The sequence below is a fragment of the Streptomyces sp. Ru71 genome (assembly GCF_002920535.1).
Taxonomy (GTDB): domain Bacteria; phylum Actinomycetota; class Actinomycetes; order Streptomycetales; family Streptomycetaceae; genus Streptomyces.
Map to the genome: position 1 here is coordinate 39,696 of NZ_PQSS01000017.1, position 23,454 is coordinate 63,149.

Annotated in this window: 15 protein-coding genes and 1 pseudogene; 4 read left to right on the forward strand and 12 right to left on the reverse strand. The window is 75.0% G+C overall.

The genetic code is table 11. The features are described 5' to 3' along the window. Positions 1-66: 66 nt before the first annotated feature. From C3489_RS13365 to C3489_RS13395, 7 genes are all read right to left on the reverse strand, one after another. Positions 67-273 carry a hypothetical protein gene (locus C3489_RS13365; RefSeq protein ID WP_103782000.1) on the reverse strand — a complete coding sequence of 69 codons (207 nt, stop codon included), beginning with the start codon at positions 271-273 and terminating at the stop codon, positions 67-69. Beyond that, entirely contained in the window at positions 270-1,280 is a 1,011-nt protein-coding gene (locus C3489_RS13370; RefSeq protein ID WP_103782001.1) for a hypothetical protein, read from the reverse strand. Before C3489_RS13370 ends, C3489_RS13365 begins: the two co-directional genes overlap by 4 nt. Before the next feature lie 67 nt (positions 1,281-1,347). Further along, positions 1,348-4,164, reverse strand: coding sequence for an NHLP bacteriocin export ABC transporter permease/ATPase subunit (locus C3489_RS13375; protein ID WP_103782002.1), 2,817 nt, complete (start codon positions 4,162-4,164; stop codon positions 1,348-1,350). Between the two features lies 1 nt (position 4,165). Beyond that, positions 4,166-6,331: an NHLP family bacteriocin export ABC transporter peptidase/permease/ATPase subunit gene (locus C3489_RS13380; RefSeq protein ID WP_103782056.1), complete on the reverse strand. Its 2,166-nt coding sequence runs from the start codon at positions 6,329-6,331 to the stop codon at positions 4,166-4,168. A 56-nt stretch (positions 6,332-6,387) separates the two neighbouring features. Beyond that, complete coding sequence (locus C3489_RS13385) at positions 6,388-7,194, reverse strand: HlyD family efflux transporter periplasmic adaptor subunit (RefSeq protein ID WP_103782057.1); 807 nt, start codon at positions 7,192-7,194, stop codon at positions 6,388-6,390. Between the two features lie 93 nt (positions 7,195-7,287). Continuing rightward, the gene (locus tag C3489_RS13390) at positions 7,288-7,503 is read right to left on the reverse strand and encodes a type A2 lantipeptide (RefSeq protein WP_103782003.1); all 216 of its coding nucleotides are present in this window, start codon (positions 7,501-7,503) and stop codon (positions 7,288-7,290) included. A gap of 396 nt (positions 7,504-7,899) precedes the next feature. Beyond that, positions 7,900-8,313, reverse strand: coding sequence for a PaaI family thioesterase (locus C3489_RS13395; protein ID WP_103782004.1), 414 nt, complete (start codon positions 8,311-8,313; stop codon positions 7,900-7,902). A 187-nt stretch (positions 8,314-8,500) separates the two neighbouring features. On the opposite strand from C3489_RS13395, the gene C3489_RS13400 reads away from it, so the two are divergent. Continuing rightward, positions 8,501-9,853 (forward strand): S1 family peptidase, encoded by a 1,353-nt coding sequence (locus C3489_RS13400; RefSeq protein WP_103782005.1) that lies wholly within the window; start codon positions 8,501-8,503, stop codon positions 9,851-9,853. 110 nt (positions 9,854-9,963) lie between these two features. Here C3489_RS13400 and C3489_RS13405 read toward each other — a convergent pair whose 3' ends face one another. Then, positions 9,964-12,111: a SpoIIE family protein phosphatase gene (locus tag C3489_RS13405; protein WP_258054683.1), complete on the reverse strand. Its 2,148-nt coding sequence runs from the start codon at positions 12,109-12,111 to the stop codon at positions 9,964-9,966. 397 nt (positions 12,112-12,508) lie between these two features. Between C3489_RS13405 and C3489_RS13410 the strand changes: the two are divergent. Next, positions 12,509-13,087, forward strand: a pseudogene (locus C3489_RS13410) (DNA-binding response regulator); the annotation flags it as partial. Here the strand turns inward: C3489_RS13410 and C3489_RS39850 are convergent. The 4 genes from C3489_RS39850 to lanKC form a co-directional block, all read right to left on the reverse strand. Continuing rightward, positions 13,010-14,971: an ABC transporter ATP-binding protein gene (locus C3489_RS39850; protein ID WP_308460808.1), complete on the reverse strand. Its 1,962-nt coding sequence runs from the start codon at positions 14,969-14,971 to the stop codon at positions 13,010-13,012. The pseudogene C3489_RS13410 and the gene C3489_RS39850 sit on opposite strands and share 78 nt — an antisense overlap. Further along, positions 14,968-16,704 carry an ABC transporter ATP-binding protein gene (locus C3489_RS13420; protein ID WP_103782007.1) on the reverse strand — a complete coding sequence of 579 codons (1,737 nt, stop codon included), beginning with the start codon at positions 16,702-16,704 and terminating at the stop codon, positions 14,968-14,970. Before C3489_RS13420 ends, C3489_RS39850 begins: the two co-directional genes overlap by 4 nt. Before the next feature lie 103 nt (positions 16,705-16,807). Beyond that, the gene (locus C3489_RS13425) at positions 16,808-16,924 is read right to left on the reverse strand and encodes a SapB/AmfS family lanthipeptide (RefSeq protein WP_103782008.1); all 117 of its coding nucleotides are present in this window, start codon (positions 16,922-16,924) and stop codon (positions 16,808-16,810) included. 64 nt (positions 16,925-16,988) lie between these two features. Beyond that, positions 16,989-19,556: a class III lanthionine synthetase LanKC gene (gene lanKC / locus C3489_RS13430; RefSeq protein ID WP_103782009.1), complete on the reverse strand. Its 2,568-nt coding sequence runs from the start codon at positions 19,554-19,556 to the stop codon at positions 16,989-16,991. A gap of 191 nt (positions 19,557-19,747) precedes the next feature. Here lanKC and C3489_RS13435 point away from each other — a divergent pair, with 191 nt between their 5' ends. Then, a complete protein-coding gene (locus tag C3489_RS13435; protein ID WP_181139658.1) occupies positions 19,748-22,189 on the forward strand; it encodes a SpoIIE family protein phosphatase in 2,442 nt (813 codons plus the stop codon). Positions 22,190-22,268: 79 nt separating this feature from the next. Further along, positions 22,269-22,688, forward strand: coding sequence for a CBS domain-containing protein (locus tag C3489_RS13440; protein WP_103782010.1), 420 nt, complete (start codon positions 22,269-22,271; stop codon positions 22,686-22,688). The last annotated feature ends 766 nt before the right edge of the window (positions 22,689-23,454 follow it).

The following is a 23,454-nucleotide window of genomic DNA, read 5'->3' on the forward strand; positions in this document are numbered from 1 at the left end:
GTGGCCGCCCGGGCGGGCGCGGCGCGGAGCAGGCTTGCGCGGAGGGGCCGTGTCGCCGGTGCCTGCTCAGTCGCCCTGAGACTCCTCCTCCGCGCGGGCGTTCGGGGTGATGGCCTCCGCCGCCTCGCCCCGGGGACGGCGCTCGTCGCGCTCGTCGTCCGTGACCCGGCTCTGCGCCTCCTCCACCTCGCGCAGGATCTCCTCCAGCGCCGTCTCGGGGCGGCGGCTGCTGTCCTCGGACATCTGGTCGTCCTCCTCGTTCGTAGCGTTCACTTCGTCACCGTCGCGATCCGCAACGGCACCGGGTCCGGCGGAGCCGTCTCCTCGGAGCGCCGGCAGACCTGTGCCCACCAGGACGGCCCGTCCTCGACGTGCCGCAGCATGACGCCCTCGCGGATCGCCCACGGGCAGACCGCGACCGTGCGCAGCCCGGTCAGCTTCATCGCCGTGTGCCCGACCACCGCACCGGCCAGGCTCTGCGCGGCCCGCGGCGCGGAGATCCCGGGCAGTGCGGCCCGTTCCACGGCCGGCAGCTCGGCCAGCCGGGCGACGGCTTGGCGCAGCGCCGCGCGGTGCAGCTCCCGTTCCACGAACGGCCCGTGCCGGCCCGGCGCCGCCCCGCACATCCGCCCCAGCTGCTGGAACGTGCGCGAGGTGGCGGCCGCGGTGCGCGGCCCCTCCCAGCGGATCCGCGCCGCCACGTCCCGCAGCTGGTGACGCACCCGGCGGCGCAGCGCCCTGACCTGCTCGGGGGCCGGCGGGTCCTGGCCGCCGTCGAAGAACTCATGGGTCAGCCGCGCCGCCCCCAGCGGCAGGGAGGCCACGAAGTCCGGCAGCCGGCCGCGGCCGAAGGCGACCTCCAGGGAGCCGCCGCCGATGTCCAGCAGCGCCAGCGGTCCCGACCGCCAGCCCATCCAGCGCCGCGCCGCGAGAAAGGTCAGCTCGGCCTCCAGCTCACCCGGCAGCGTGCACAGCTCCACGCCGGTGCGGATCCGTACTTCCCGCAGCACGTCGATCCGGTTCGGCGCGGCCCGTACGACCGCGGTCGCGAACGCCAGCGGTCCCGCCGCGCCCCACTTCGCCGCCGTCCGGCTCGCCTCGGCGACCGCCTCGGCGAGCCGGTCCACGGACTCCTCCGGGATCGCGTCCCCGGGCCGGACCCGCTCCGACAGCCTCAGCCGCCACTTGGCGGTGTGCACCGGCAGCGGCACCCCGCCCTCCGTGTCCGCCACCACCAGCCGGACCGTGTTCGATCCGACGTCCACCACACTGATGCGCATGGCCCGGCGAGTACCCAGGTCGGTGGGATCATGCCGCGCACCCGGTCGGCGGACCCCCGAGTCCGTCCTACGCCAGCTGCCGCCGCACCAGCTCGTGCAACCGCCCGCCCGTGTCGGCGAGCAGCTGCGCGGGCGGCCCCTGCTGGGCGACCTTGCCGTTCTCCATCACGATGACCCGGTCGGCGTCCAGCACCGTCGACAGGCGGTGCGCGATGACGATCCGGGTGGCGTTCAGTGCCTTCGTGGACTGGATGACCGTGCGCTGCGTCTCGTTGTCCAGGGCGCTGGTCGCCTCGTCGAAGAACAGGATGCGCGGGCGCCGGATCAGCGCCTGCGCGATCATCAGCCGCTGCCGCTGCCCGCCCGAGATCGCCCCGTTGCCGGCGACGATCGTGTGCAGGCCCATCGGCATCCGCTTGATGTCCTCGGCCAGCCCCGCCATCTCGGCCGCCGCCATCGCCTCCTCGGGCGTGTACGGCTCGGTGCCGCAGATGACGTCCAGGATCGACCCGGTGAACGGCTGCGCGTGCTGCAGCACCACCCCGCACTGCCGCCGCACCGCCGACTGGTCGAGCGCGGCCAGGTCCTGACCGTCGTACAGGACACTGCCGGAGACGGGCGGGTCGAAGCCGATGAGCAGGCGCAACAGCGTCGACTTGCCGCAGCCGCTCGGGCCGACGACCGCCACGAACTCGCCCGGCCGCACCTCGAAGGAGACGTCGTCCAGGACGAGCGGGCCGTCGTCGGAGTAGCGGAAGGACAGCCTGCGCGCCTCGATCGCCCCGGTCAGCGGACCCGGCCGGGTGCTCGCCCCGCGCACCTCCGGCGCGGCGTCCAGCACCGGCTTGATCTCCTCGAACAGCGGCAGCGCGGCCACCGCCGAGACGAACGCGCCGGTCAGCTGGGTGACCGAGGTCAGCAGCATCGTCACCGACGTGTTGAAGGTGAGGAAGTCGGCCGCCGACAGCGCGCCGCGCGCCGGTCCGGCCAGCAGCATGAACATCAGCAGCGAGCACACCGGCAGATACACCGCGCCCAGCACCGAGTTCAGGTTCTTGATCCGGCCCAGCCGCTGCTGCAGCTCACGGCTGTGCGCGAACTGAGACGCCCACGCCGCGTAGGCGTAGTTCTCGGCGGCGGCCACTCGCAGCTTGGGCAGCCCCCGCAGGGTCTGGAACGCCTGGTTGTTCAGCTTGTTGGTGAGCACGACCAGCTTCCGCTGCCAGCGCACCTGCCACAGCCCCAGCGCCGTGAACACACCCGCGATGACCACCAGCATCCCGATCGCGGCCATCGCCATCGGCACGCTGTACCACAGCAGCAGCCCCAGGTTCATCGCACCGACCGTGACCGCCTGCGCCACCGACGGGCCGACACCGGCCAGCAGCCGGCGGATCGCGCTGATGCCCATCGCCGCGCTCGCCAGCTCACCCGTGGAGCGCTGCGCGAAGAACTTCGTCGGCAGCCGCAGCAGCCGGTCCCACACGGCCGGTTGGAGCGTGGCCTCGATCCGCCCCTCCAGGCGCAGGATGGTGAGGTTCTGCAGCAGCATGAACGCCGCCGCCACCACACTGGAGACCATCACCGCCAGGCACACCTGCACGATCAGCCCGGACTGCGCCCGGGGCACGTACTCGCCGAGCACCCGGCCCGTCGCCACCGGCACCAGCGCGCCGATCGCCACCGTCACCAGCCCGGCCAGCAGCAGCCACGTCAGATCCGAGCCGGTGCCGCGCAGCGTGAACCGCAGCAGCCCCAGCGGCCCGAGCCCCCGCTCGGGCAGCGGCCGGTAGAACATCACCGCACGCGGCTCGAACTCCCCGGCGTTGGCCTTCTCCACCGGCGTCTCCCGGCCGGTCGCCGGGTGCACGGCGACATAGCCGCCACGCCGCCACAGCAGCGCCACCGGCGCCCCGGACAGCGCCCGGTGACCGACCAGCGGTCCCGCGTTCTCCCGCCACCAGCGCCCGTCGAGGCGTACCGCCCGGGTGCGCAGCCGCGAGGCGAGCGCGACCCGCTCGACCGGGTCGAGGCGGTCGTCACCCGTGCCGGACTGCGGCGGCGCGGTCAGCGAGATCCCGGCGGCCTCGGCGACCAGCTTGCAGGCCGCGTAGGTGGCGTCCGCGTCGGCGGCCGTGGTCCGCTGGGCCGAGGTGCGCCCGATGGAGGCCAGCAGCGTCCGGTCGGCCTGGGCGCGCACCGCCTCACCGGCCTTGATGCCGGCGGCCGTCCGCGTCTCGTGGGTGCGCTCCAGCTGCTCGATCCAGCGGTCCAGGGTGGCCAGCAGCCGGTACTGCTGATCGACCATCCCCTGCCACACCGCCGGGTCCATCAGCAGATCGGCGGCCGCCTCCTGGCCGTACAGCGAGCCGTACTGGACGCTGCCGGGCGGCACCTGCATCCAGAAGACATCGTCGTCCGTGACCTCCGCCGGCCGCTCGTCGGCCATCGGCGCCTGGAACAGGATCGACAGGCCGCGGCCGACGCCGAGCGCGAGCGCGTACTCCAGCGGGCTCGTCGTCGGCGGCACGTACTGCGGGTTGCCGTACTCGTCGTAACTCCACGTCTGGGTCTGCGCGGGCTGGTACAGCTCGCGCAGCGCGATGCGGTGCACCACGCAGTCGCGCACCGGGCGGGCGACCAGCGTGTGCTGCGGCCCGGCGACCGGGCCGAGCAGCAGCGAGCCCGCCTCCAGCCGGCCCAGGTGGTGCCAGTGGCCCTGCTGGGCGGCGTCCACCGCGAACAGGTCCAGCGCCCCGGCCGCCACCAGCCACAGCACCTGCGGACCCTCCAGGTCGATACGGCCCAGGCCCGCGCAGTGCAGCGGCGTGCCCAGCTGCCCGAACGCGCCCAGCACCAGGTCGCCTTCGTGTACGGCCGTCATCTCACCGCTCCCTGACCAGCGCCGCGTACGCGCCGCCGCGCGCCACCAGCTCCTCGTGCCGCCCGCGCTCCACGATCTCGCCGTGCTGGAGCACGACGATCTCGTCGCTGTCGCGCACGGTGCTCAGCCGGTGCGCGATCACCACGCAGGCGCAGCCCCGGCGGCGCAGGTTGTCCATCACGACCAGTTCCGTCTCGGCGTCCAGGGCGCTGGTCACCTCGTCCAGGACGAGGATGCTCGGCCGGCGCACCAGCGCCCGCGCGATCTCCAGGCGCTGGCGCTGCCCGCCGGAGAAGTTGCGGCCGTCCTGCTCGACGCGGCTGTGGATGCCGCCGGGCCGGCGCATCACCACGTCGTACAGCGCCGCGTCGCGCAGCGCCTCCAGCACCGCGTCGTCGGGGATCGACGGGTCCCACAGCGCCACGTTGTCCCGGACGGTGCCCTCGAAGAGGAACACGTCCTGGTCGACGAAGGACACCGAGGCGGCGAGCGCGCCGCGCGGGATGTCCTCCAGGCGCTGCCCGTCGATGCGGATCACGCCCTCCCACGGTGTGTACAGGCCCGCGATCAGCCGGGACACCGTCGACTTGCCGCTGCCCGAGCCGCCGACCAGGGCCACCTGCTGCCCCGGTCCGACGGTCAGGTCGAAGCCGGTCAGCAGCGGCTTGTCCAGCGGGCTGTAGCCGAAGGTGATGTTCTGCAGCTCGACATGGCCGTGCAGCCGGCGGGTGGAGTCCGCGCCGCCCTTGCGGCCGTAGAGCGGGTCCGCCCGGAAGTTCTCGACGTCCTTGAGCCGGGCCACGTCGGCGGCGAAGTCCTGGATGCGGCCCGCGACGCCGTTGAGCCGGGTCAGCGGAGCGGTGAACCGGGCCACCAGCGCCTGGAAGGCCACCAGCAGACCGACCGAGATGTGTCCCTCGATCGCCCGCATGCCGCCGATCCACAGGATCAGGGCGCTGTTCAGCGTGGCGAGCGTCGGCGCGACCACGCCCAGCCAGGCGCTCGGCACGCCGAGCCGCTGCTGCTCCTCCAGGGTGGTGGCGTGCTGCCCGGCCCACTTGCGGAAGTAGCCGTCCTCGCCGCCGGTCGCCTTCATCGTCTCGATCAGCTGCAGGCCGGTGTAGGCGGTGTTGGTCAGCCGCGCGTTGTCCGCGCGCAGCTTCGCCGTGCGCGTCGCGCGCAGCCGGACGACCACCCGCATGGCGACGACGTTCAGCAGGGCCACGCCGATGCCGACGAACGTCAGCTGCGGGTCGTAGGTGTACAGCAGGAGCGCGTACAGCACGACGACGACGGCGTCCACGCCGGCCGCGGCGAGGTCGCGGGCCAGCGTCTCGGCGACCTGGTCGTTGGACTGCAGCCGCTGCACCAGGTCGGCCGGGCTGCGCTGGGAGAAGAAGGTCACCGGCAGCCGCAGCAGATGGCGCAGGAAGCGGGCGCTGGAGAGGGTGGAGGAGATGATCCGGCCGTGGTGCAGGTTCGCCTGCTGCAGCCAGGTCAGCGCGACCGTCAGCGCGACGCACGCCGCCATGGACGTGAACAGCACGCCCAGCAGCGAGGTCTGGCCGCCGATCAGGAACATGTCGATGTAGGTGCGGCTCAGCGCGGGCACGGCGGCGCCGACCAGCACCAGCAGCAGGCTCGCCAGCACGGCGGCCGGCAGGGTGCCCGCGGTGCCCTTCAGCCGGGCGGGCATCGCCCCCCACACGCCGGGCCGGCGACCGCCCCGGGTGAAGTTCTCGCCCGGCTCCATCACCAGCACCACACCGGTGAAGCTGCCGTCGAAGTCCTCCATCGGCACGAACCGGCGGCCCTTGGCGGGGTCGTTGACGAACACCCCGCGGCGGCCGAAGCGGCGGCCCATGCCGTCGTAGACGACGTAGTGGTTGAACTCCCAGAACAGGATCGCGGGCGCCTTGACCTCGGCCAGCGCGGCCAGGTCCATCTGCATGCCCTTGGCCGTCAGACCGTAACTGCGCGCCGCCTTCAGCAGGTTGGAGGCGCGTGAGCCGTCGCGGGAGACACCGCAGGCGATGCGCAGCTCCTCCAGCGGGACGTGCCGGCCGTAGTGGCCGAGCACCATCGCCAGGGAGGCGGCACCGCACTCCACGGCCTCCATCTGCAGCACCGTCGGGGTACGCACGGTCTTCGCGCGCGGCTTGGGCACGGAGCGCTTGGGCGGGGCGGCGCGGCGGCGGCCCCGGGTCTCGGGGGCGGCGGTGGTCACGGCAGCAGCCAATCGAGGGGACGCTGGTCGGCCAGCCGGATCGAGCCCGTGGCCAGGGTCATGGAGGTGAGGGCGTACGGCGGCCCGTCCGCGGACGACCAGCGGTAGCCGCTCTTCGTGCGCGAGGACGTGTCCAGCTCCACCGTGACGGCCACCGGGCGGCCCTTCCTGGTGAACTGCTCACCGAGCTGGCTGTCCCCGAGGAACGCGCCGATCGCCTGCGCCGACTGGGCGGTGCGGTCCACGGACTTCACATGGCCGCGCAGCACGCCGTACTGCTGGGCCGGCACCGTCTGCACGGTCAGGTCCACGGCGGCGTGCGCGGGGATGGTCGAGGCGTTCTCGGCCGGCACGTACACCGTCGCGTACAGCGGGTCGTCGGCGTGCGCGACCTTCTCGACGGCCGCCACGTTCGCACCGGTGGAGATGATCTGCCCGATGGTCGCGGCCATCGCCGTGATCCGGCCCGCCGCGACGGTACGCACGGTCGTCTCGCCCTCGGCCGTACGGACCTTGAGCACCGGGGCGTTCGCGGGCAGCCGGGTGCCCTCCTGGGCGAGGACCGCCGTCACCTGCCCGGCGACGGGGCTCTGCAGGACGTAACTGCCCTCCCCGTGGGTGAGGACGGCGGGCGCGCTGACCGTGGAGGCCACCGAGCCGGTCACCGCCCACACCGAGGCGGCCACGATCGCGGCCACGGTCACCGACAGCACGAGCCAGCCCTGCGGGCGGGCGAGACGCACCGGGAGGTCGAGCTCCTCCGGCGACTGGAGCTTGGTGAGAGCCTGTTGGCGGAACTGCACGGTCACCTACATCGGGAACGGCACCGACGGCACACCCGTGGGTCCCGGAGCCGGGGGGCGGCTTCCGGGACCCGGGGGCACGAAAGGGTGCGATCAGAGACCGGCGACCAGGCCGGTGAGCGGGGCGGTGTTCAGGCCGGTGACGCCCTCGACCGTGCCGACGACCGTGTTCACCACGCCGGAGACCGGGGCGATGCCGTTCAGGGCACCGGTGGCGGCGTTCAGGGTGTTGACGGACAGACCGCCCGAGACGTTGTCGAGGTCGGCGTCGGAGATCTCAGCGGTCTGGACCTGGGGGGTGGAGTTCATGATGGAACTTCCCTTCATATGGATATTTCACAAGGGGGGCACCGGGGGTCACGCGGGATCCCGCGGTGCGATGGATGAAAGCACGCGGCGACCGCGCGCTTCCAATCAACGACCCCTCCCACCTGGGCACTTGCCCCCCTCGGGAAGCCAAAGGTGCAGGAGTGCGCACGCCGTGTCGGCGACTTCTTCACACCCCGCACCGCATCGGTGCACACCCCCGCTTGCCGTGTCCGGACCGAATCGGGCACTTGTCGCCAAATGCGGTCCGGGCGCCGCGCGATTGTGCAGATCCGCGGCGCCCGGTGACCTGGTTGAGCATTCGATGTGCAGATTCCCTGAAGCAGAAATTCCGTTCCGTGTCCGCAACCGACCGTCGCCGGACCGATACCGATCGTGTCAGCCGAGCAGCGCGTACACCGCGCTCGCGTGCGCGGCCAGCTCGCCGGAGTCCGCGTCGGCGAGGGTGACGTCCGCGAAGGCCATCCGGCGGCCCACCTTGGTCAGCACCGCCGTGATCAGCACGTCCGCGCCGGTCACCGCGCGCTGGAAGGACGTGGACTGCTGAACGGTCGTCATCGGGACATAGCCGCCGCGCGCCGCCGACACGGCGAGCACGGTGGCGGTGTCGGCGGCGGCCATCAGCGCCTGGCCCGACATGGCCCCGCCCTCCCGGGCCAGCCGGTCCGACCAGGGCAGCCGCAGCACCGCCCGGTCCGCGTGGATCTCCTGCACGGACAGCCCCAGATCCAGCACCCAGGGGGCGAAGTTGTCGGCGAGGATCTTGTCCGCTTCGGTCGTCGTCATCGTCATGACGGGGATTGTTCCCGGCCCGCGCCCGCCGCGCCCGCGTCCTGGCCGAATCGCCGCCCGTGCGGGGGCGGTTGCCGCCCGGCGTTGAACACCCCACGCGCCTCCTGCGTACCAACGGCCATCCAGGCGCCGCTGACCGGGCTGCCGCACGGCAGTCCCGACCCCAACCCCCAGGAGGGCGAGAAGGTTGAGTCACAAGCGAATCCCGAAGCGCAAGGCCGCGATGGCGGCGGGTGGCGTCGCGGCGCTCGGCGCGGCGGCGATCCTGCTGCCGCAGGCCAACGCCTCGCAGGACGGCGCTTCGGACACCGCGGCCCCGAGGACGCTGAAGTCGGCCGACGCCCAGGGCCTGGCCGCACAACTCGCCGGCCTGCTCGGCGACTCCTTCGCCGGCTCCTACTACGACGCGGACAAGCGCCAGCTCGTCGTGAACGTCGTGCCCGGCGACAACAACAACGTCGTCGTCCAGGCCAAGAAGGCGGGCGCGGCCGTCCGCGAGGTCGCCAACAGCCTGGCGGAGCTGAAGTCGGGCGCGCGCACGCTCAGGGCGCAGGCCTCCATACCCGGCACCGCCTGGGCGATCGACCCGCGCACGAACAAGCTCCTGGTCACCGCCGACCGCACGGTGGCCGGCGCGCAGTGGGACCGGCTCCAGTCGACGGTACGGAGTCTCGGCTCCGGCATGGCCACGCTGAAGAAGTCCGCCGGCACCTTCAAGACCTTCGTCTCGGGCGGCGACGCCATCTTCGGCGGCGGGGCGCGCTGCTCGCTCGGCTTCAACGTCACCGCATCCGACGGCTCGCCCGCCTTCCTGACGGCCGGTCACTGCGGGGTCGCGGCCAAGCAGTGGTCCGACTCCCAGAACGGGCAGCCGATCGCCACCGTCGACCAGGCCGTCTTCCCCGGCAACGGCGACTTCTCCCTCGTGAAGTACGACGACCCGAACACGCAGGCGCCCAGCGAGGTGAACGCCGGCGGGCAGACCGTGCAGATCAGCCAGGCGGCGGAGGCGACCGTCGGCCAGCAGGTGTTCCGGATGGGCAGCACCACGGGTCTGCACGACGGTCAGGTCCTCGGGCTCGACGCCACGGTCAACTACCCCGAGGGCACGGTCACCGGGCTCATCCAGACCGACGTGTGCGCCGAACCCGGCGACAGCGGGGGGTCGCTCTTCACCCAGGACGGGCTCGCGGTGGGCCTCACCTCCGGCGGCAGCGGCGATTGCACCTCCGGCGGCGAGACGTTCTTCCAGCCGGTCACGACGGCCCTGCAGGCCACGGGGGCGACGCTGGGCGCGGGCGGCGCGGGTGCCGGGGACGCGGGCCAGGGCGCGGGGGACCAGCAGGCGGGCGGTGACCAGCAGGCCGGTGGTGACCAGCAGGCCGGTGGTGACCAGTCCGGCAGCGGCGCCGGTGACGGCAGCGGTGCGGGCGACGGAACCGGCGCCGGCGACGGCAGTGGCGCGGGCGCCGGTGACGGTTCCGCCGCACAGCAGGGCGCCGGAGCGGAGGGCGGTTCCTCGCTCACGGGGACGAACTGACCCCGGCCCACCCCGGACCCCCTGACCGGTCCACCCGCGGTTCCCGGCCGGCAGGGGAGAGGGTCCGGCCCTCCGGCGGGAGGGCCGGACCCCTCACGCCACGCCCCGGCTCACCTGGCCCGGAGCAGCAGCAGGGCGACGTCGTCGATGCGTTGCTCCCCGGCGGCGTAGTGCCCGATCAGTCGGTCCGCGAGTTCGTCCACCGGCAGCCGCCCCCAGCCGGCGAGGCGCTCGCACAGCTCGGCGAGGGCGTCCTCGATGTCGACGCCCGGGGACTCGATCAGCCCGTCGGTGTACAGCACGAGCAGTGCGCCCGGCCCCAGCTCGACCTCGGTCGTCGCGTACACGGCGGCCGGGTCGATGCCGAGCAGCGGACCGCCGGCCCGGTCCAGCACCTTCACCCGCCCGTCCGGCCGGCGCAGCAGCGGCGGCGGATGCCCGGCCCGCGCCATCACCGCGCGCCCCCGCCCCGGGTCGAGCCGCAGATACAGACAGGACGCGAACAACTCCGAGCCGAGGTCGATCAGCAGCCGGTTGGTGGCGCCCATGACCTCGCCCGGGCTGTGCCCGACCGCCGTGTACGCGCGTACGGCGGTCCGGATCTGCCCCATCAGACCCGCCGCCGTCACGTTGTGCCCCTGCACGTCCCCGATCACCGCCGCCGCGAGCGGAGGGGAGGGCACCAGGTCGTAGAAGTCGCCGCCGATCTCCATGCCGCGCGTCGCCGGCAGATAGCGGGCGGCCGCGTCGATCCCGGGCAGCGACGGCAGCGAGTGCGGCAGCAGCGCCTCCTGCAGCCCGTGCGCCAGCTGGTGCTTGACGTCGTACAGCAGCGCGCGCTCCAGGGCCTGGGCGATCAGTCCGCCCAGGCTCGTCAGCACCGCGCGCTCGTCGGCCGGGAAGGGATGCGGCTCGGCGTAGGCGAGGACGCATGTGCCCACCGGGCGCCCGGAGGCGATCAGCGGAAGATACGCCCACGAGGCGAAGCCGTCCGGGGTGGTGTTGCGGGACGGGTAGAGGCGCTCCAGTTCCCGCTGTGAGGCGAAGAACGCGGGCACCCCGGTGGTCAGGGCCTGGACACCCGGTGTCGCCTCGGTCAGCGGGGTGCCGTCGAACCGCTCGACGACGTGCGGGTCCGGATAGCCGCGGTGCCCGAGCACGTGCAGCCGCCCCGCCCGCGAGCCCAGTAGCACCACGGCCTGGCTGCCGATGGCCGGCGCGAGCTCGTCCGCGACCAGCTGCACCACGTCCTGCACCCCCACCGCCTCGGTCAGCGCCCCGGCCAGGCTCAGCACCTGCGAGATGGTCACCAGCCGGGACGGGGCGTCCCCGGGCTGGGGACCGGCCCGGTGCAGTTCCGAGACGGCCCGGGCCCGGGAGATGCGCACGCTCAGCCCGGTCGTGCTCGGATACAGGCGGAACGACAGCCAGGTGCCGGGCGGCCGCATCGCCACGAACGACGTGACGTGCTGGCTGATCAGCGCCGCCCGGTAGCGGTCCTCGTACATCGGGTCGCGCAGCCAGGGCAGCACCGACCACGGCTGAGCGCCGAGCAGGGTGCCGACGTCGGCGCCCAGCAGCTCACCGGCCGCCGCGTTGACGAACCGGATCCGGCCGTTCAGATCCAGCGAGCACAGTCCGTACGGCAGCCGCGCCACCATCCGGGCCGCCTCCGAGGCGCCCAGCGCGCCGGTCAGGGCCTCCGGAGCCGGGGTGCCGAGCACGTCGGGCTCGGGGCCCAGCGGACGGCCCCGCCGGGCGGCCCGCTCCAGCTGCCGGGCGAGCCGGTCGCAGGCCTCGGTCAGCCGCCGGCGGACCTGCTCCGGGGGCTCGGCCGAGCGGGCGCCGGGCCAGGTGACGAACACCGCCCCGTACAGCGCGTCGTCCGTGGCCAGCGGCAGCGCGGCCAGCGCGAAGGGGTAGGGGAGCACCACCGCGATCCGGGGATAGCGGCGGGCCATCTCCTCCTCGCCGCCCACCCAGACCATGTGCCGCTCGCGGGCCGCCTCCGCGACCGGGATCGGGGCGTTGAGCCCGACCCGCTCCCAGGGGGCCGCGAACGCCCGGGGCATCCCCGCCATCACGGCCATCTCCAGCACCGGCTCGCCGGGGGTGAGCAGGTACACCGCACCGGAGTGCGCCTGGACGGCGTCCAGCATCGCCGTCAGCGCCAGGGACAGCAGCGGCTCGCCGTCCGGCTCCGCGCGGGCTGCCGGCGCAGCCTGCCCGGGCGGCTGCCCGTCGGACACGCCGACCACCTCCTCGCCCGAGTGGGCCGCACAACCGGCGTTCCGGAAAATGCCCGGGGCGCACCACGGCCCCGGCAAAGCCCCAGGGATCAAATCTGCCTCGCCGGGCCCGCCCCCGCACGGCGAACGCCGGGGGACCGCCCTGGCGGGCGTCACGCCGGTGGGGGTCCCGGCGACGGGCGGCGTCCTCGCCGGGCCCGGCGGTGGGCGGGGCGTGCGGGCTGGTTCCGGCGGAGGGTGGGGCGTGCGGGCTGGTTCCGGCCGGGCGGGCGGCCACGCATACCCTTCCGCCCCGTGATCATGCCCCGGCAGTCGAAGCGTGGGTGGTGCACGAGCCAGGCGTGTGCGCCCCCGCGCACCGTGATGGCCGGTTCTCCGCCACCGGCGGACGTCACGAACGCCAACAATGGGGCACGCGTTCACCACCACGTCTCGGGCGCAACGAGCTGAAGGGGCAGCAGTGATCCGGGTACTTCTGGTCCATGACGCGTCTTTGGTGCGGTCGGTCCTCGCGGACTGGCTGCGCCGCGAGGACGATCTGCGCGTCTACGACACTCCGTGGCGGGCCGCGCCGGGCCGGGTGCGCGCGGTGCGGCCCGATGTGTGCGCGGCGGACCTGGAGTGCTCCGACACCCCCGGTGTCCCGCCGCTCACGGAGCTGTGCGGGCGGGGCGCGGAGCGGACGGCACCCCGGCTGCTCGTGCTGGCCGACGCGCACCGGCCGGGGCTGCTCAGAAGAGCCCGCGAGGCGGGGGCGCTGGGCTACGTCGGCAAGGAGGGCCCGCCCGAGCGCCTGGTCGAGGGCATCCGGCGGGTCGCCGAGGGGGAACGTTTCGTCGACGACACGCTCGGCTTCGGCTTCCTGGAGGCCGCCGAGATGCCGCTGACCCGGCGCGAGCTGAGCGTGTTATCCCTCGCCGCCGGCGGCGCCTCCGTCGCGGAGATCGCCGGGAGCCTGCACCTGTCCCACGGGACGGTGCGCAACTACATGGCGGCCATCACCCGCAAGACCGGCGCCCGTAACCGCATCGACGCCATCCGCATCTCCCAGGGCCAGGGCTGGCTGTGAGCCGGCGGCCCAGTGACCGGCCAGCTCGCGGTACAGCGGCGAGCCGGCCAGCAGCTCGGCGTGCGTGCCGTACGCGGTGCGCGGGCCGTCCAGCACCAGTACCCGGTCGGCCCGCCGCGCCGAGCTGATGCGGTGGGCGACGACGACCAGCGTCCCGTCCGCGCGCCCGGCGAAGGCCCGCTCCGCGCGCTCCTCGGCCTGCGGGTCCAGATGGCAGGTCGCCTCGTCCAGCAGGACGAGCGGCGCGTACGACAGATGGGCCCGGGCCAGCGCGATCAGCTGCCGCTCGCCCGCCGACAGCGCCGCCGGGTCCACCGGCGCCTGCGGGCCGCCCAGCCGCTCCAGCAGCTCAGTGAGCCCGACCGCGTCGGCCGCCGCGAGCAGCTCGGCCTCGCGCACCCGGTCCGGCCGCAGCAGGCCGAGGTTCTCGGCGAGGGTGCCGCTGTGCACGTACGCCTCCTGCGGGACCAGCACGCGCAGGGCGGCGGCCCGCGCCGAGGGCACCGGCGTGCCGTACACGCGGATGCCGCCGCGCACGGGTTTGAGCAGGCCCGCGACGAGCGCGGTGAGCGTGGACTTGCCGATGCCGCTGGGTCCGACGACGACCAGATGGCCGCCCGGCGGCAGCGCGAGATCGAGTCCGTCGACCACGGGGGCGGCGCCGGGGCCGTAGGAGAAGGTGACGCCGTCCAGCTGGAGCGCGGCCTCGGCCGCAGGTGGGGTCGGGCCGGGGAGGGGCGCCGGGACGGGCCTGCCCGAGCCGCGGGGGTGCGGCACGGGCGCCGCGGAGTCACCGGGCGCCGACACGGCGCTGTCCGAGGGCCGGGTTTGGGGCACGGGCGCCCCGGACCCACCCGCCTGCTCCCGCGGGGCCAGCCGGCGCAGGACCACCGTCAGACGGGCGCCGCTCGTGCCGAGGCCGTGGACCAGGGTGCGCAGCGCGGGCAGCAGGGACTGGGTGACGTAGGCGAGGGCGCCGACCAGGGCGCCGGGGGTGACGCCCCGGGCGAGCAGCCAGGGCGCCGCGGCCGGCAGCAGCACGGCCGGCAGATGGCCGCCGACGGCGAGGGCCGCCGTGCGCAGCACGGAGAAGCGGGCCAGGGAGCGTGCCGCCCGCAGCTCGGCCTCGACGCCGGCCCCGACGTCCGCCGCGATCCGCTCCTCCGCCCCGGCCGCCGTGATGTCCCGCAGCCCGGGGCAGACGGCGCCCAGGCGCGCGGCGAGCGCCTCGTCGGCGGCGAGGAACGCCTCCTGCCGCCGGGCCAGCGGCCGCAGTGTCACCGCGAACAGGGCCACGCCGGCGGCCAGCGGCGGCCCCACGACGAGCAGCAGCGGCGGGGCCAGGGACAGCAGTCCGGCGACGGCGCCGACAGCGGTGAACACGAACGACCGCGCCACCATCACCAGCCCGGCGAAGGTGTCCCGCGCGATCTCCACCTGCTGGGTCAGCCCGGACAGCGCCCCGTCGTCGGCCTCGCGCACCCCGCGCCGCACCACCCGGGTCACCAGCAGGTCCCGCAGCGGTTCCACGAGGGCGGCGACGGCGCCGTACACCCGCCCGGTGCCCCACGCGCCGGCCAGGACACCCACGCCGGCCACCGCGAGCCAGGCCAGTCCGGCCCCGGAGCGCCCGGCCAGGAACCCGTCGTCCAGGGCGCGGGCGAGTGCGTAGCCGAGCAGGAAGGTCTGCCCGGTCTCCAGCACCGACCAGCCGGCCAGCCGCAGCAGCACCCGCCACCGTCCGCGCAGGAAGCGCAGCCCACGCGCGCAGGTCCCGGCCCCCGGGCGACCGGGGCTCATCGCCGTACCCCGTCCGTGTCCGCGTCCCCGAACACCGCCCGGTAGCCGGGATCCCGCCACAGCGTGGCGTGCGGTCCGACCGCGCGGACGCGTCCGCCGTCCAGCCAGGCCACCGCGTCCGCGCGGGCGGCCGTGGCGGCGCGGTGGGCGACGACCAGGCGGGTGCCGTGCGCGCCGGGGGCGGTCAGGGCCTGGGTGATGCGGTGCTCGGTGACCGTGTCGAGGCTGGACAGCGCGTCGTCCAGGACGAGCAGCCGCCCGCCCCGGGCGAAGGCCCGCGCCAGACCGAGACGCTGGGACTCGCCGCCGGAGCGCGGGGCGTCGGCGCAGAGGGTGGCGTACCCGGCGGGCAGCCGGCGTACGAAGTCGTCGGCGTGCGCGGTGCGGGCCGCTTCCCGGACGCGGGCCGGGGACGGGTGCGGCAGGCCCAGGGCGAGTGCGTCCCGCACGGTGCCGCCGAGCAGGACCGGGCGGTCGAAGGCGCAGGCCACCGCCCCGCGCAGCTCCTCGCGGGACAGCTCGTGCAGCGGTACTCCGTCCAGCAGGACCTCCCCGGCGTCCGGGTCGGCCAGTCGCGCGGCCAGCGCGGCCAGCAGCGACTTGCCCGAACCGGAGCGGCCGACGACGGCCAGCGTGGTGCCGCCGGGCACGATCAGATCGACCCCGTCGAGCACCGTGCGCTCGCCGCGTCGCGCCCGCACCCCGCGCAGCTCCAGGCGTCCGGGTCCGCCCTCGGGCAGGCGGCGCCGACCGTGCGCCGGTGCGGGCACGGCGTGCAGCTCACCCAGCCGTCCCGCCGCCGCGCGGGCCCGCGCCAGGGCGGTGAGCTGCCCGAGGAGCGTGCCGACGCCGGTGGCGAGCACCGCGTACCGGGACGCCGCGAGCAGGTCCCCGGCCGTGAGCCGGTGCCGCGCCAGCAGCAGTCCGGCGACCGCCACCACCGCGAGTTGCAGCAGCGGTGCGACGGCCACCGCTTGCGCGGCGGCCCGGCCCTGCACCTGCCACATCCGGTGGCCGGCGCGCGACAGTTCGGGCAGCGGCCGCAGGATGCGGGCCGTCTCCCGCTCCTGCAGTCCGGCCGCACGGATGGTGCGCCGGCCGGCCACGGCCTCGGCCAGCGCCGCCGCCATCCGCCCCTGCACCCGCTGGTAGTCGGCGACGCAGGCGGAGGTGTCCCGGGCCAGGGCCCGCAGCAACAGCGCGAGCGGCGGCGCACCGGCGAGCAGGACGACCGCCAGCCAGGGGTCGATCAGCGCCAGCGCCACCACACCGCCGGCCGGCACCGCGATCGCGGCCGGCAGCCCGGCCCGCGCGGCGGGCGCCGTGCCGGCCGTCGCGGCGTTGCCCACCAGCCGGGCGACCAGCTCACCCGCTGCGAAGCGGTCCTGGGCACGGGGGCCGAGGGCGAGCACATGGCCCGTCGTGCGGCGGCGCAGCCAGGCGGTGGTACGGGCGTCGACCGTGCCGTGCAGCACCGTCGAGGCCGCGTCCAGCACGGCCGTCAGCAGCACCAGTCCCGCACACAGCAGCACCCACCGCGTGGCGGACTCACGCGCCAGCAGCAGGTCCAAGGTGCGGCCCAGCGCGGCCGGCAGCAGCAGTCCCGCGCCGGCCGCGCCGACGCCGGCCAGGGACAGGGCCGTGCGGCGTGTCGCGCTGTGCCGGGCGGCCGAGCGCAGCAGCGCCCGGCTCTCGCGGGTCACCGTGTCGTCTCGCTGCCGCGGACCTGCCATGCTGCCTGCTCCCCGGGAACGCGTTCGAAGAAGAGTGAGGGCCCCGGGCGGCCCCTCCTCGTGGGAGGACGGCCGGCCCGGAGCCGTGGTCACGCGGCGGGCGTCACAGACAGAGCAGGACGCTCGCCGCGCTGATGCAGGACAGCAGGCTCACCGTGCTGGCGCCGCCGCCGTCGGTGTGCTCCTCGGACTCCAGGGTCTGCAGGTCGAGCAGGGCCATGATCGTGTCCTTTCTTCGATGGGGACAGGGGTGGTGCGACGACCGCCGGAGGGCGGCCGCGTCTTCAGGGCCGCGAAAGCGGCGGGAGGAACGGCAGGTGGGCCGGGCCGGGGCCGTCGAGGGCCGCGCCGAGCGCCAGCAGACAGCCCGCCGTTCCGGTGGCGAGGTCCATGGACAGCCGCATCATCTGGTGGCCGGGGAAGGCGAGTTGGCCCTGGTAGGCCATCGCGTACCAGCCGAGCCCGGCGATCTGGCCGGACAGGCGCTCCGGCGCCGCCCCGGTGCGGCTCAGGTGCAGGATCATTCCGGCGCGGCCCTGGAACAGCCCGGGCTGCGCGTAGAAGCGGGACGTTGCGGCGGTCAGCACACCGGCCCGGACCGCCGCGAACTCCTCGGCGGCGTGCGGCACATGGGCGAGGTAGTCGTCCAGGACCATGCCGATCCCGGCGCTTCCGTCACCGAGGTACGGCAGGGTCCGCCAGCCCTCGTCGACCTCAAGCGAGCCGCCGGGCCGCACCACGCAGCGCTCCAGGTCCCGGCGCAGTGCCGTCCCCGCCGCCTGCAGTAACTCGCCTTCGCCGGTGCGCTCGTACTGCCGCAGCAGGAACAGCGCCGGCCCGCTCGCCCCGCGCAGCAGCCCGGCCCGCCGCTTCGGCGCGGGCGGTTCGGTGAGGCGTCCCACCAGGAGGTGCGCGGCCTCGGCGGCCCGCTCGCCCAGTTCGCTCTCGCCGGTGGCGTCGGCGAGCGCCCCGAGGACCAGGCCGAGACCGGCCAGACCGCCGTGCAGGTCGGAGGAGAGGTGCTGCCAGCGCTCCTTGAGGATGCCCTCGACCAGGTCCAGGGCCCGCCGGCGGTGGCCGAGCAGGTCCAGCACATGGGCGACGCCCGCGAGACCGTCGTACAGGCCGAGCGGGGTGCCCGCCGGTGCCGGGTCGGTGTGCTCCAGCAGCCAGCGCTCGCCCTCGTCGTAGCGCTCGGCGCCGACCGCGGCGAGCGCGTACAGCACGCCGGCCGTGCCATGGGCGAGGCCGAGGCCGCCGCCGTCGGAGAACTGGGCGATGTCGCCGGGGAAGAGCCGGTCGTCGCGCTCCGGCGTCGCCGAGGCCAGGATCGCCTTGACCATCGAGTCCCGGCTGTGCGGCCAGTCGGCGGGATCCACGAGCGGGACGGATCCCGCCGGCCGGCCGGACGCCTCCCGGGTGATCTCGGCCACCGCCTCCGCCAGGAAGCCGGCCGGCACCTCCGGGAACTCCCGGGCGATCACCTGCGCGAGGTGCGCCGCCTTGCCGCGGTCCACCACGAACAGCGTGGTCACCGGCAGGAACAGCGCGAGCCGCAGACAGGCCAGCGCGTAGCGGTCGACGTCGGCGCCCCGCCGGTCGGGCGGCGCGAAGAAGCCGGGGTGCGCGACGACCTGGCGGCCGTGCTCCTCGACCGGGGCCGCCGCCTCGAAGTCGAGCAGGCACACCGACTCCTCGTCGGGGGCGACCATGATGTTGAACACGTGCAGGTCGTTGAAGACGATCCCGCGCGCGTGCACCTTCTCCACGGCCTGCTCCACGGCCCGGTGGATGCGCACCGCCCACGCCGTGTAGGCGGCGACCTCCCCCGGGTCCGGGTCCGGGGCGAGCAGCGGATGCCGTTCGGCGAAGAACGCGTTCAGCGGCCGCCCCTCGACGAAGTCTGTCACCAGGAACCGGTGGTCACCAAGCGTGAACCAGTCCCGGACCTCGGGCACCACGCCGGTGCCCGAGAGCCGCTCCAGCGCCTCCTTCTCCCGCTCCAGCCGGGCGATCGCGTCGGCCCCGTCGGAGGCCAGCCCCGCGTGCGGACGGGCCTCCTTCAGCACCACCTTGCGGCCGGTGCGGGTGTCGGTGCCCGCGTACACCCCGCCGCCGTTGGAGAAGTGCAGCGCCTTGTCGATGCGGTACGGCAGCTCGCCCACCGTCGTGGTGTTGCGCGCCGCCAGATGGGGCTGGAGGAACTCGGGGAGCGTCACCCACTCCGGTACCTGGAAGGAGGGCGTCCGCCGGTCGGGCACCAGCCGGCCCTCCCCGTCGCGCACCGCGGGCACCAGCGCGCCGCGCTCGTCGACGACGTAGGACCGCGCGAAGGCGCCGTAGCGGACGTACAGCGGGCCCTCGCCCCAGCGTAGGTCGGTGAGGATGTACGGGCCCTCGAAGCCCTCCAGCAGGGCGCCCAGCTCGCGCAGCACCGTGTGCAGCCGCTCCTCGCCGTCCGGGTAGACGGTGACGAACTTGCCGCTGGTGTCGCGGCCCGCGTACTTGGCGTTGCGCAGGTGCAGCAGGTGCGGGCCGGGCACGAACTTGAACGGGATGCGGCGCGGCACGCAGTAGTCCCACACGATCGCCGCGATCTGCTCGGCGTTGGCCCGGGTGGCCGAGGCGTGGATCTTCCAGCCCTGGGCCGGCCCCGCCAGCGGGCGGCCGTCCTCGGCGAGCGGGGTCAGCGTCAGCCAGTCGCCGACCCGCGCGGCCGTCCATCCGGCGGGCACCTCGCGACGCGCCGCCGCGAACAGCGGTGCGGTCTGCGCGCCGCCGTCCGACAGCCGGTCGGGCGTGTCGTAGAAGTGAGGGTCCGCGAGGGCGTACACCTCGTACCGCTTGTCCATGCCTCCCCTTCCGTGGCCCGCCCCAGAGACTTCCAGTGCGCGGACGGCCACCGACAGTCACGACTGTCACGAGATCGCCGTGCGGAACGCACGCGTCAACACATGTTCGGATCGTTTCGAGCAGGTGTGCGGGCCCGTGCGGAACGGTCGCAGGGGCTGCGCGGGCGTCCGGTACGCGCTGTAATACGGACGTGGTCAGTGAGGGAGCTGCGGGACGCAGAGCGCGGACACTGCGTGCCGAGGACGCCCTCAAGGCGCTCACCCGTGCTCCCGACTCACCCGAACGGGTGCGGCAGGTGCTCGAACAGGCACTGGTGTTCGCCGGCGCCCATCTGGCCGCCCTGTACACCCCGGGCGAGGACGGTGACCTGCTGTGCCTGGTGGAGTCGGCCGGCGTGCCGAGGCCCCTGTACGGCCTGCGCGACACCTACCCCATGTCCGGGCGCTCCCCGGCCGCCGAGGCCCACCGCACCGGGCAGGCGGTGTGGCTCGGGCCCGGCGAACTCGCCGCCCGGGCGCCGGCCCGGCGCGTCACCGCACAGGACTTCCACCTGGCCGCGCTGCCCCTGCCCGGCGCCGCCGGCTGCCTGCTCGCCGTCAGCGAGGAGGACGACGGCTTCGACAGCGACGCCCGCGGCTACCTGGAGCTGGTCGCCGATGCCGTCGCCGCGCCCCTGCCGACGGCGGCCGCCGATTCCGGGGAGCTGCCCGCCAACGCCTTCAGCCTCGCCATGGACAGCGGGCGCGTCGCGGTCGGCGACGGCATCCTGCACCTGTTCGGGCTGGCCCGCGACGAGTTCGACGGGAACGTCGAGACGCTGCTCGGCCTCACCGTCCCCGAGGACCTGCCCGCACTGATGTCCGTCGTCGAGGCCGACCACATGTCGATCGGCGACCGCGAACTGGAGTTCCGCATCCTCCAGCCGGCCGGACCCCCCAAGTGGCTCAGGCTGCGCGGCCGGCTGCTGCCCGGCGGCGAGGGCCGGCCGCTGCGGCTCGTCGGCACCGTCGACGACACCTCCGAGCTGCGCTCCGACGTCACCGACGTGGCCCGGGTGCAGCGCCTGGCCGCCATCCTCGCCAACGCGGGCACCGTGCGGGACGTCAGCCAGGCCGTCGTGGCCGCCCTGCGCAGGCCGCTGCGCGCCGACCGGATCGCGCTCGCCGAGCTGGAGGGCGACCGTCTCGTCGTCACCGTCCTCGACCCGCCCGAGCCGGAGGTGTGGCCCGAGCTGTGGCGGCTGGAGTGGCGCAGCGAGTGGCCCGACGCGCCCGTGCGCGCCATGCCCACCCTCGCCGCCGCGCTGCGCGAGGGCCGCGCCCAGATCTGGCCCGCCGGCACCGCCCTGGAACCCGCCCTGGCCGACGTCGGCCCCGGCGGCCTGGCCGTGCTGCCGCTGCCCGCCGGCACCCGCATGGCCGGGGCCTGCCTCATCGGCTGGGACACCCCGCACGACTTCGGCCCCGACGAGCGTGCCCTGCTCACCGCCTCCGCCGGCCTCGCCGGGCAGGCCCTGATGCGCGCCCACGCCTTCGACGCCGAGCACGAACTGGTCGGGATGCTCCAGCGGCAGCTGCTGCCGCGCCGCCTGCCCACGCTGCCCGGCGCGGTCGCGGTGGCCCGCTACCTGCCCGCCACGGCCGGTCTGGAGGTCGGCGGCGACTGGTACGACGTGATCCCGCTGCCCGACCACCACGTCGCCCTCGTCATCGGCGATGTCCAGGGCCACAGCACCGCCGCCGCCACCGTCATGGGGCAGATGCGCACCGCGCTGCGCGCCTACGCCGTCGAGGGACACCCGCCGGACGTCGTCGTCTCGCACGCCAACCGGCTGCTCGCCGATCTGGAGACCGACCTGTTCGTCACCTGCGCCTACGTCGACCTCGACCTGGAGTCCGGCTCCGCGTGGTGCGTGCGGGCCGGGCACCTGCCGCCCGTGCTGCGCCACCCCGACGGCTCCACCGAGATCCCCGAGTCCGAGGGCGGCCCGCCGCTCGGTGTCCTCGCGCAGGCGGAGTTCCCGCTCGGCCCGCTGTCGCTGCGCCCCGGCACGGTTCTCGCGCTGACCACGGACGGCCTGGTGGAATCCGTGGACGCCGACATCGACACCGGCATGAACCGGCTCGCCCGCGAGCTGGCCGCCTGCGACGTCTCCCACCTCGGCATGGTCGCCGACGCCCTCCTCGGCAGCGCCCACCGCAGCGACGACGTCGCCCTGCTCCTGCTGCGCTACGACGGCATGGCCTCGCGTCCGCTGCGGGAGAGCTGGACGGTGTGGCGGGTCCCGCAGGCCGTCGGCCACGCCCGCCGCTTCGCCCGCCGCACCATGCGCGCGTGGGGCGTCCCGCACGACGACGTCGACGCCGCCCTCCTCGTCGTCTCCGAACTCGTCACCAACGCCCTGGTGCACACCGAGGGACAGGTCCGGCTCGGCCTCACCCTGGTCAACCACCGGCTGCGCATCGCCGTCACCGATGCCTCGCCGCGGACCCCCGTCAAGCCGACCAGCATCGGCTGGGAGGCCACCGGCGGGCGCGGCATCCTCCTGGTGGAGGCCGTGTCCGACTCCTGGGGGACGGTGCCGGTCAGCGGCGGCAAGCAGGTGTGGAGCGAGATCGCCCTCGTGCGCTGAACGCCTCCGGCATCCCTGTGTCATCGGCCGTGTGCGGGTAACCCGGCTCCCGCACAACCGCTGACAGAAGGAGTACGTCATGACCCAGCACGTCCGCGACATCATGACCGCCGACCCGGTCACCGTGGAGCCGCAGGCCTCCGTCACGTCCGTGGCCCGGCTGATGCGGGACCAGGACCTCGGCGCCGTCCTGGTGACCGACGGCGACGATCTGCGCGGTCTGGTCACCGACCGGGACCTGGTCGTGCGGGCCCTCGCCGAGGGCGGCGACCCGGAGCAGACGACGGTCGCGCGCGCGTGCAGCGACGACCTGGTGACCGTCGGGCCCGACGACGAGCTGAACGTGGCGGTCCAGGTGATGCGCGAGCACTCCGTACGCCGGGTCCCGGTCGTCGACCACGGACACCCGGTCGGCATCGTCTCCCTGGGCGACCTGGCGATGGAACGCGACCCGGACTCCGCCCTCGGAGACATCAGCGCGGCCCGCCCCAACACCTGACGCCCCCTACACCTGCCACCGCCCCGGCCCCGCCGCCACCGCCCGTGGCCGGGGCGGCCGACGCCCGCTCGTGCCGCGCGTGGGGTGGGCTCGCTCGTGCCCTGCCGGCGTCCACACGAGCCGCTCGTGATTCGCTGGCCCGTAGCCGGGCCTGTTGGCGTCCGCTTGCGCCGCGTGGGGCCTGCCCATGCCCGGACCTGCCGGCGTTGCCGCGCGTCTGCGGGCCCGCTTGGGCCCGCGCGCGTCGGCGCCCGTCAGGCCCGCCTGCGCGCGTCATCGGGCCCGCCCGGCCGACGCGCGTCGCCGCCCGCCCGTGTCCGTGCCCGCGCCTGACGACCCGCGGCGAGCCGCCGCGTTCAGCGGCTGAGTAGGCGCGTCGGCGACCCCCTGGCCGCGCCCGGCCGTGCGGCGGCGGCCGCCCGTAACCGCGCCCGGCGGTGTCCGCGCGGCGGCGCCCGGACCCGTGACCGCGCCCGCCCGTTTGTGGCCACGCGTCGGCCCCCGGCGGGGCCGCGTTCCCCGCCCGTGCCCGTCCCCACCCGCATCCGAACGGGTGCTGTGCGCGGGGCGCCCGTCCGTGGCCGGACCCGGCTGTGGCTGCGGCGGTGCCCGGAACGGTGGACGTGCCCGCCCGTGGCCACGCGTCGGCTTCCGGACGTGACCGCGCCCCCGCCCGTCCCCCCCCGCGCACCCGAACGGGTGCTGTGTGCGGGGTCCGCGGGTGTTTCCCCCGTCCTGGTGTGCGGGCCGCACCCCCGTGGGGGAG

Excerpts from the sequence above, each read along its gene's own strand:
- C3489_RS13375 (WP_103782002.1), bottom strand. The coding sequence starts at position 4,164 with ATGACGGCCGTACACGAAGGCGACCTGGTGCTGGGCGCGTTCGGGCAG.
- C3489_RS13425 (WP_103782008.1), bottom strand. The coding sequence starts at position 16,924 with ATGGCCCTGCTCGACCTGCAGACCCTGGAGTCCGAGGAGCACACCGAC.
- C3489_RS39850 (WP_308460808.1), bottom strand. The coding sequence starts at position 14,971 with ATGAGCCCCGGTCGCCCGGGGGCCGGGACCTGCGCGCGTGGGCTGCGC.
- lanKC (WP_103782009.1), bottom strand. The coding sequence starts at position 19,556 with ATGGACAAGCGGTACGAGGTGTACGCCCTCGCGGACCCTCACTTCTAC.
- C3489_RS13420 (WP_103782007.1), bottom strand. The coding sequence starts at position 16,704 with ATGGCAGGTCCGCGGCAGCGAGACGACACGGTGACCCGCGAGAGCCGG.
- C3489_RS13390 (WP_103782003.1), bottom strand. The coding sequence starts at position 7,503 with ATGAACTCCACCCCCCAGGTCCAGACCGCTGAGATCTCCGACGCCGAC.
- C3489_RS13395 (WP_103782004.1), bottom strand. The coding sequence starts at position 8,313 with ATGACGATGACGACGACCGAAGCGGACAAGATCCTCGCCGACAACTTC.
- C3489_RS13370 (WP_103782001.1), bottom strand. The coding sequence starts at position 1,280 with ATGCGCATCAGTGTGGTGGACGTCGGATCGAACACGGTCCGGCTGGTG.
- C3489_RS13440 (WP_103782010.1), top strand. The coding sequence starts at position 22,269 with ATGACCCAGCACGTCCGCGACATCATGACCGCCGACCCGGTCACCGTG.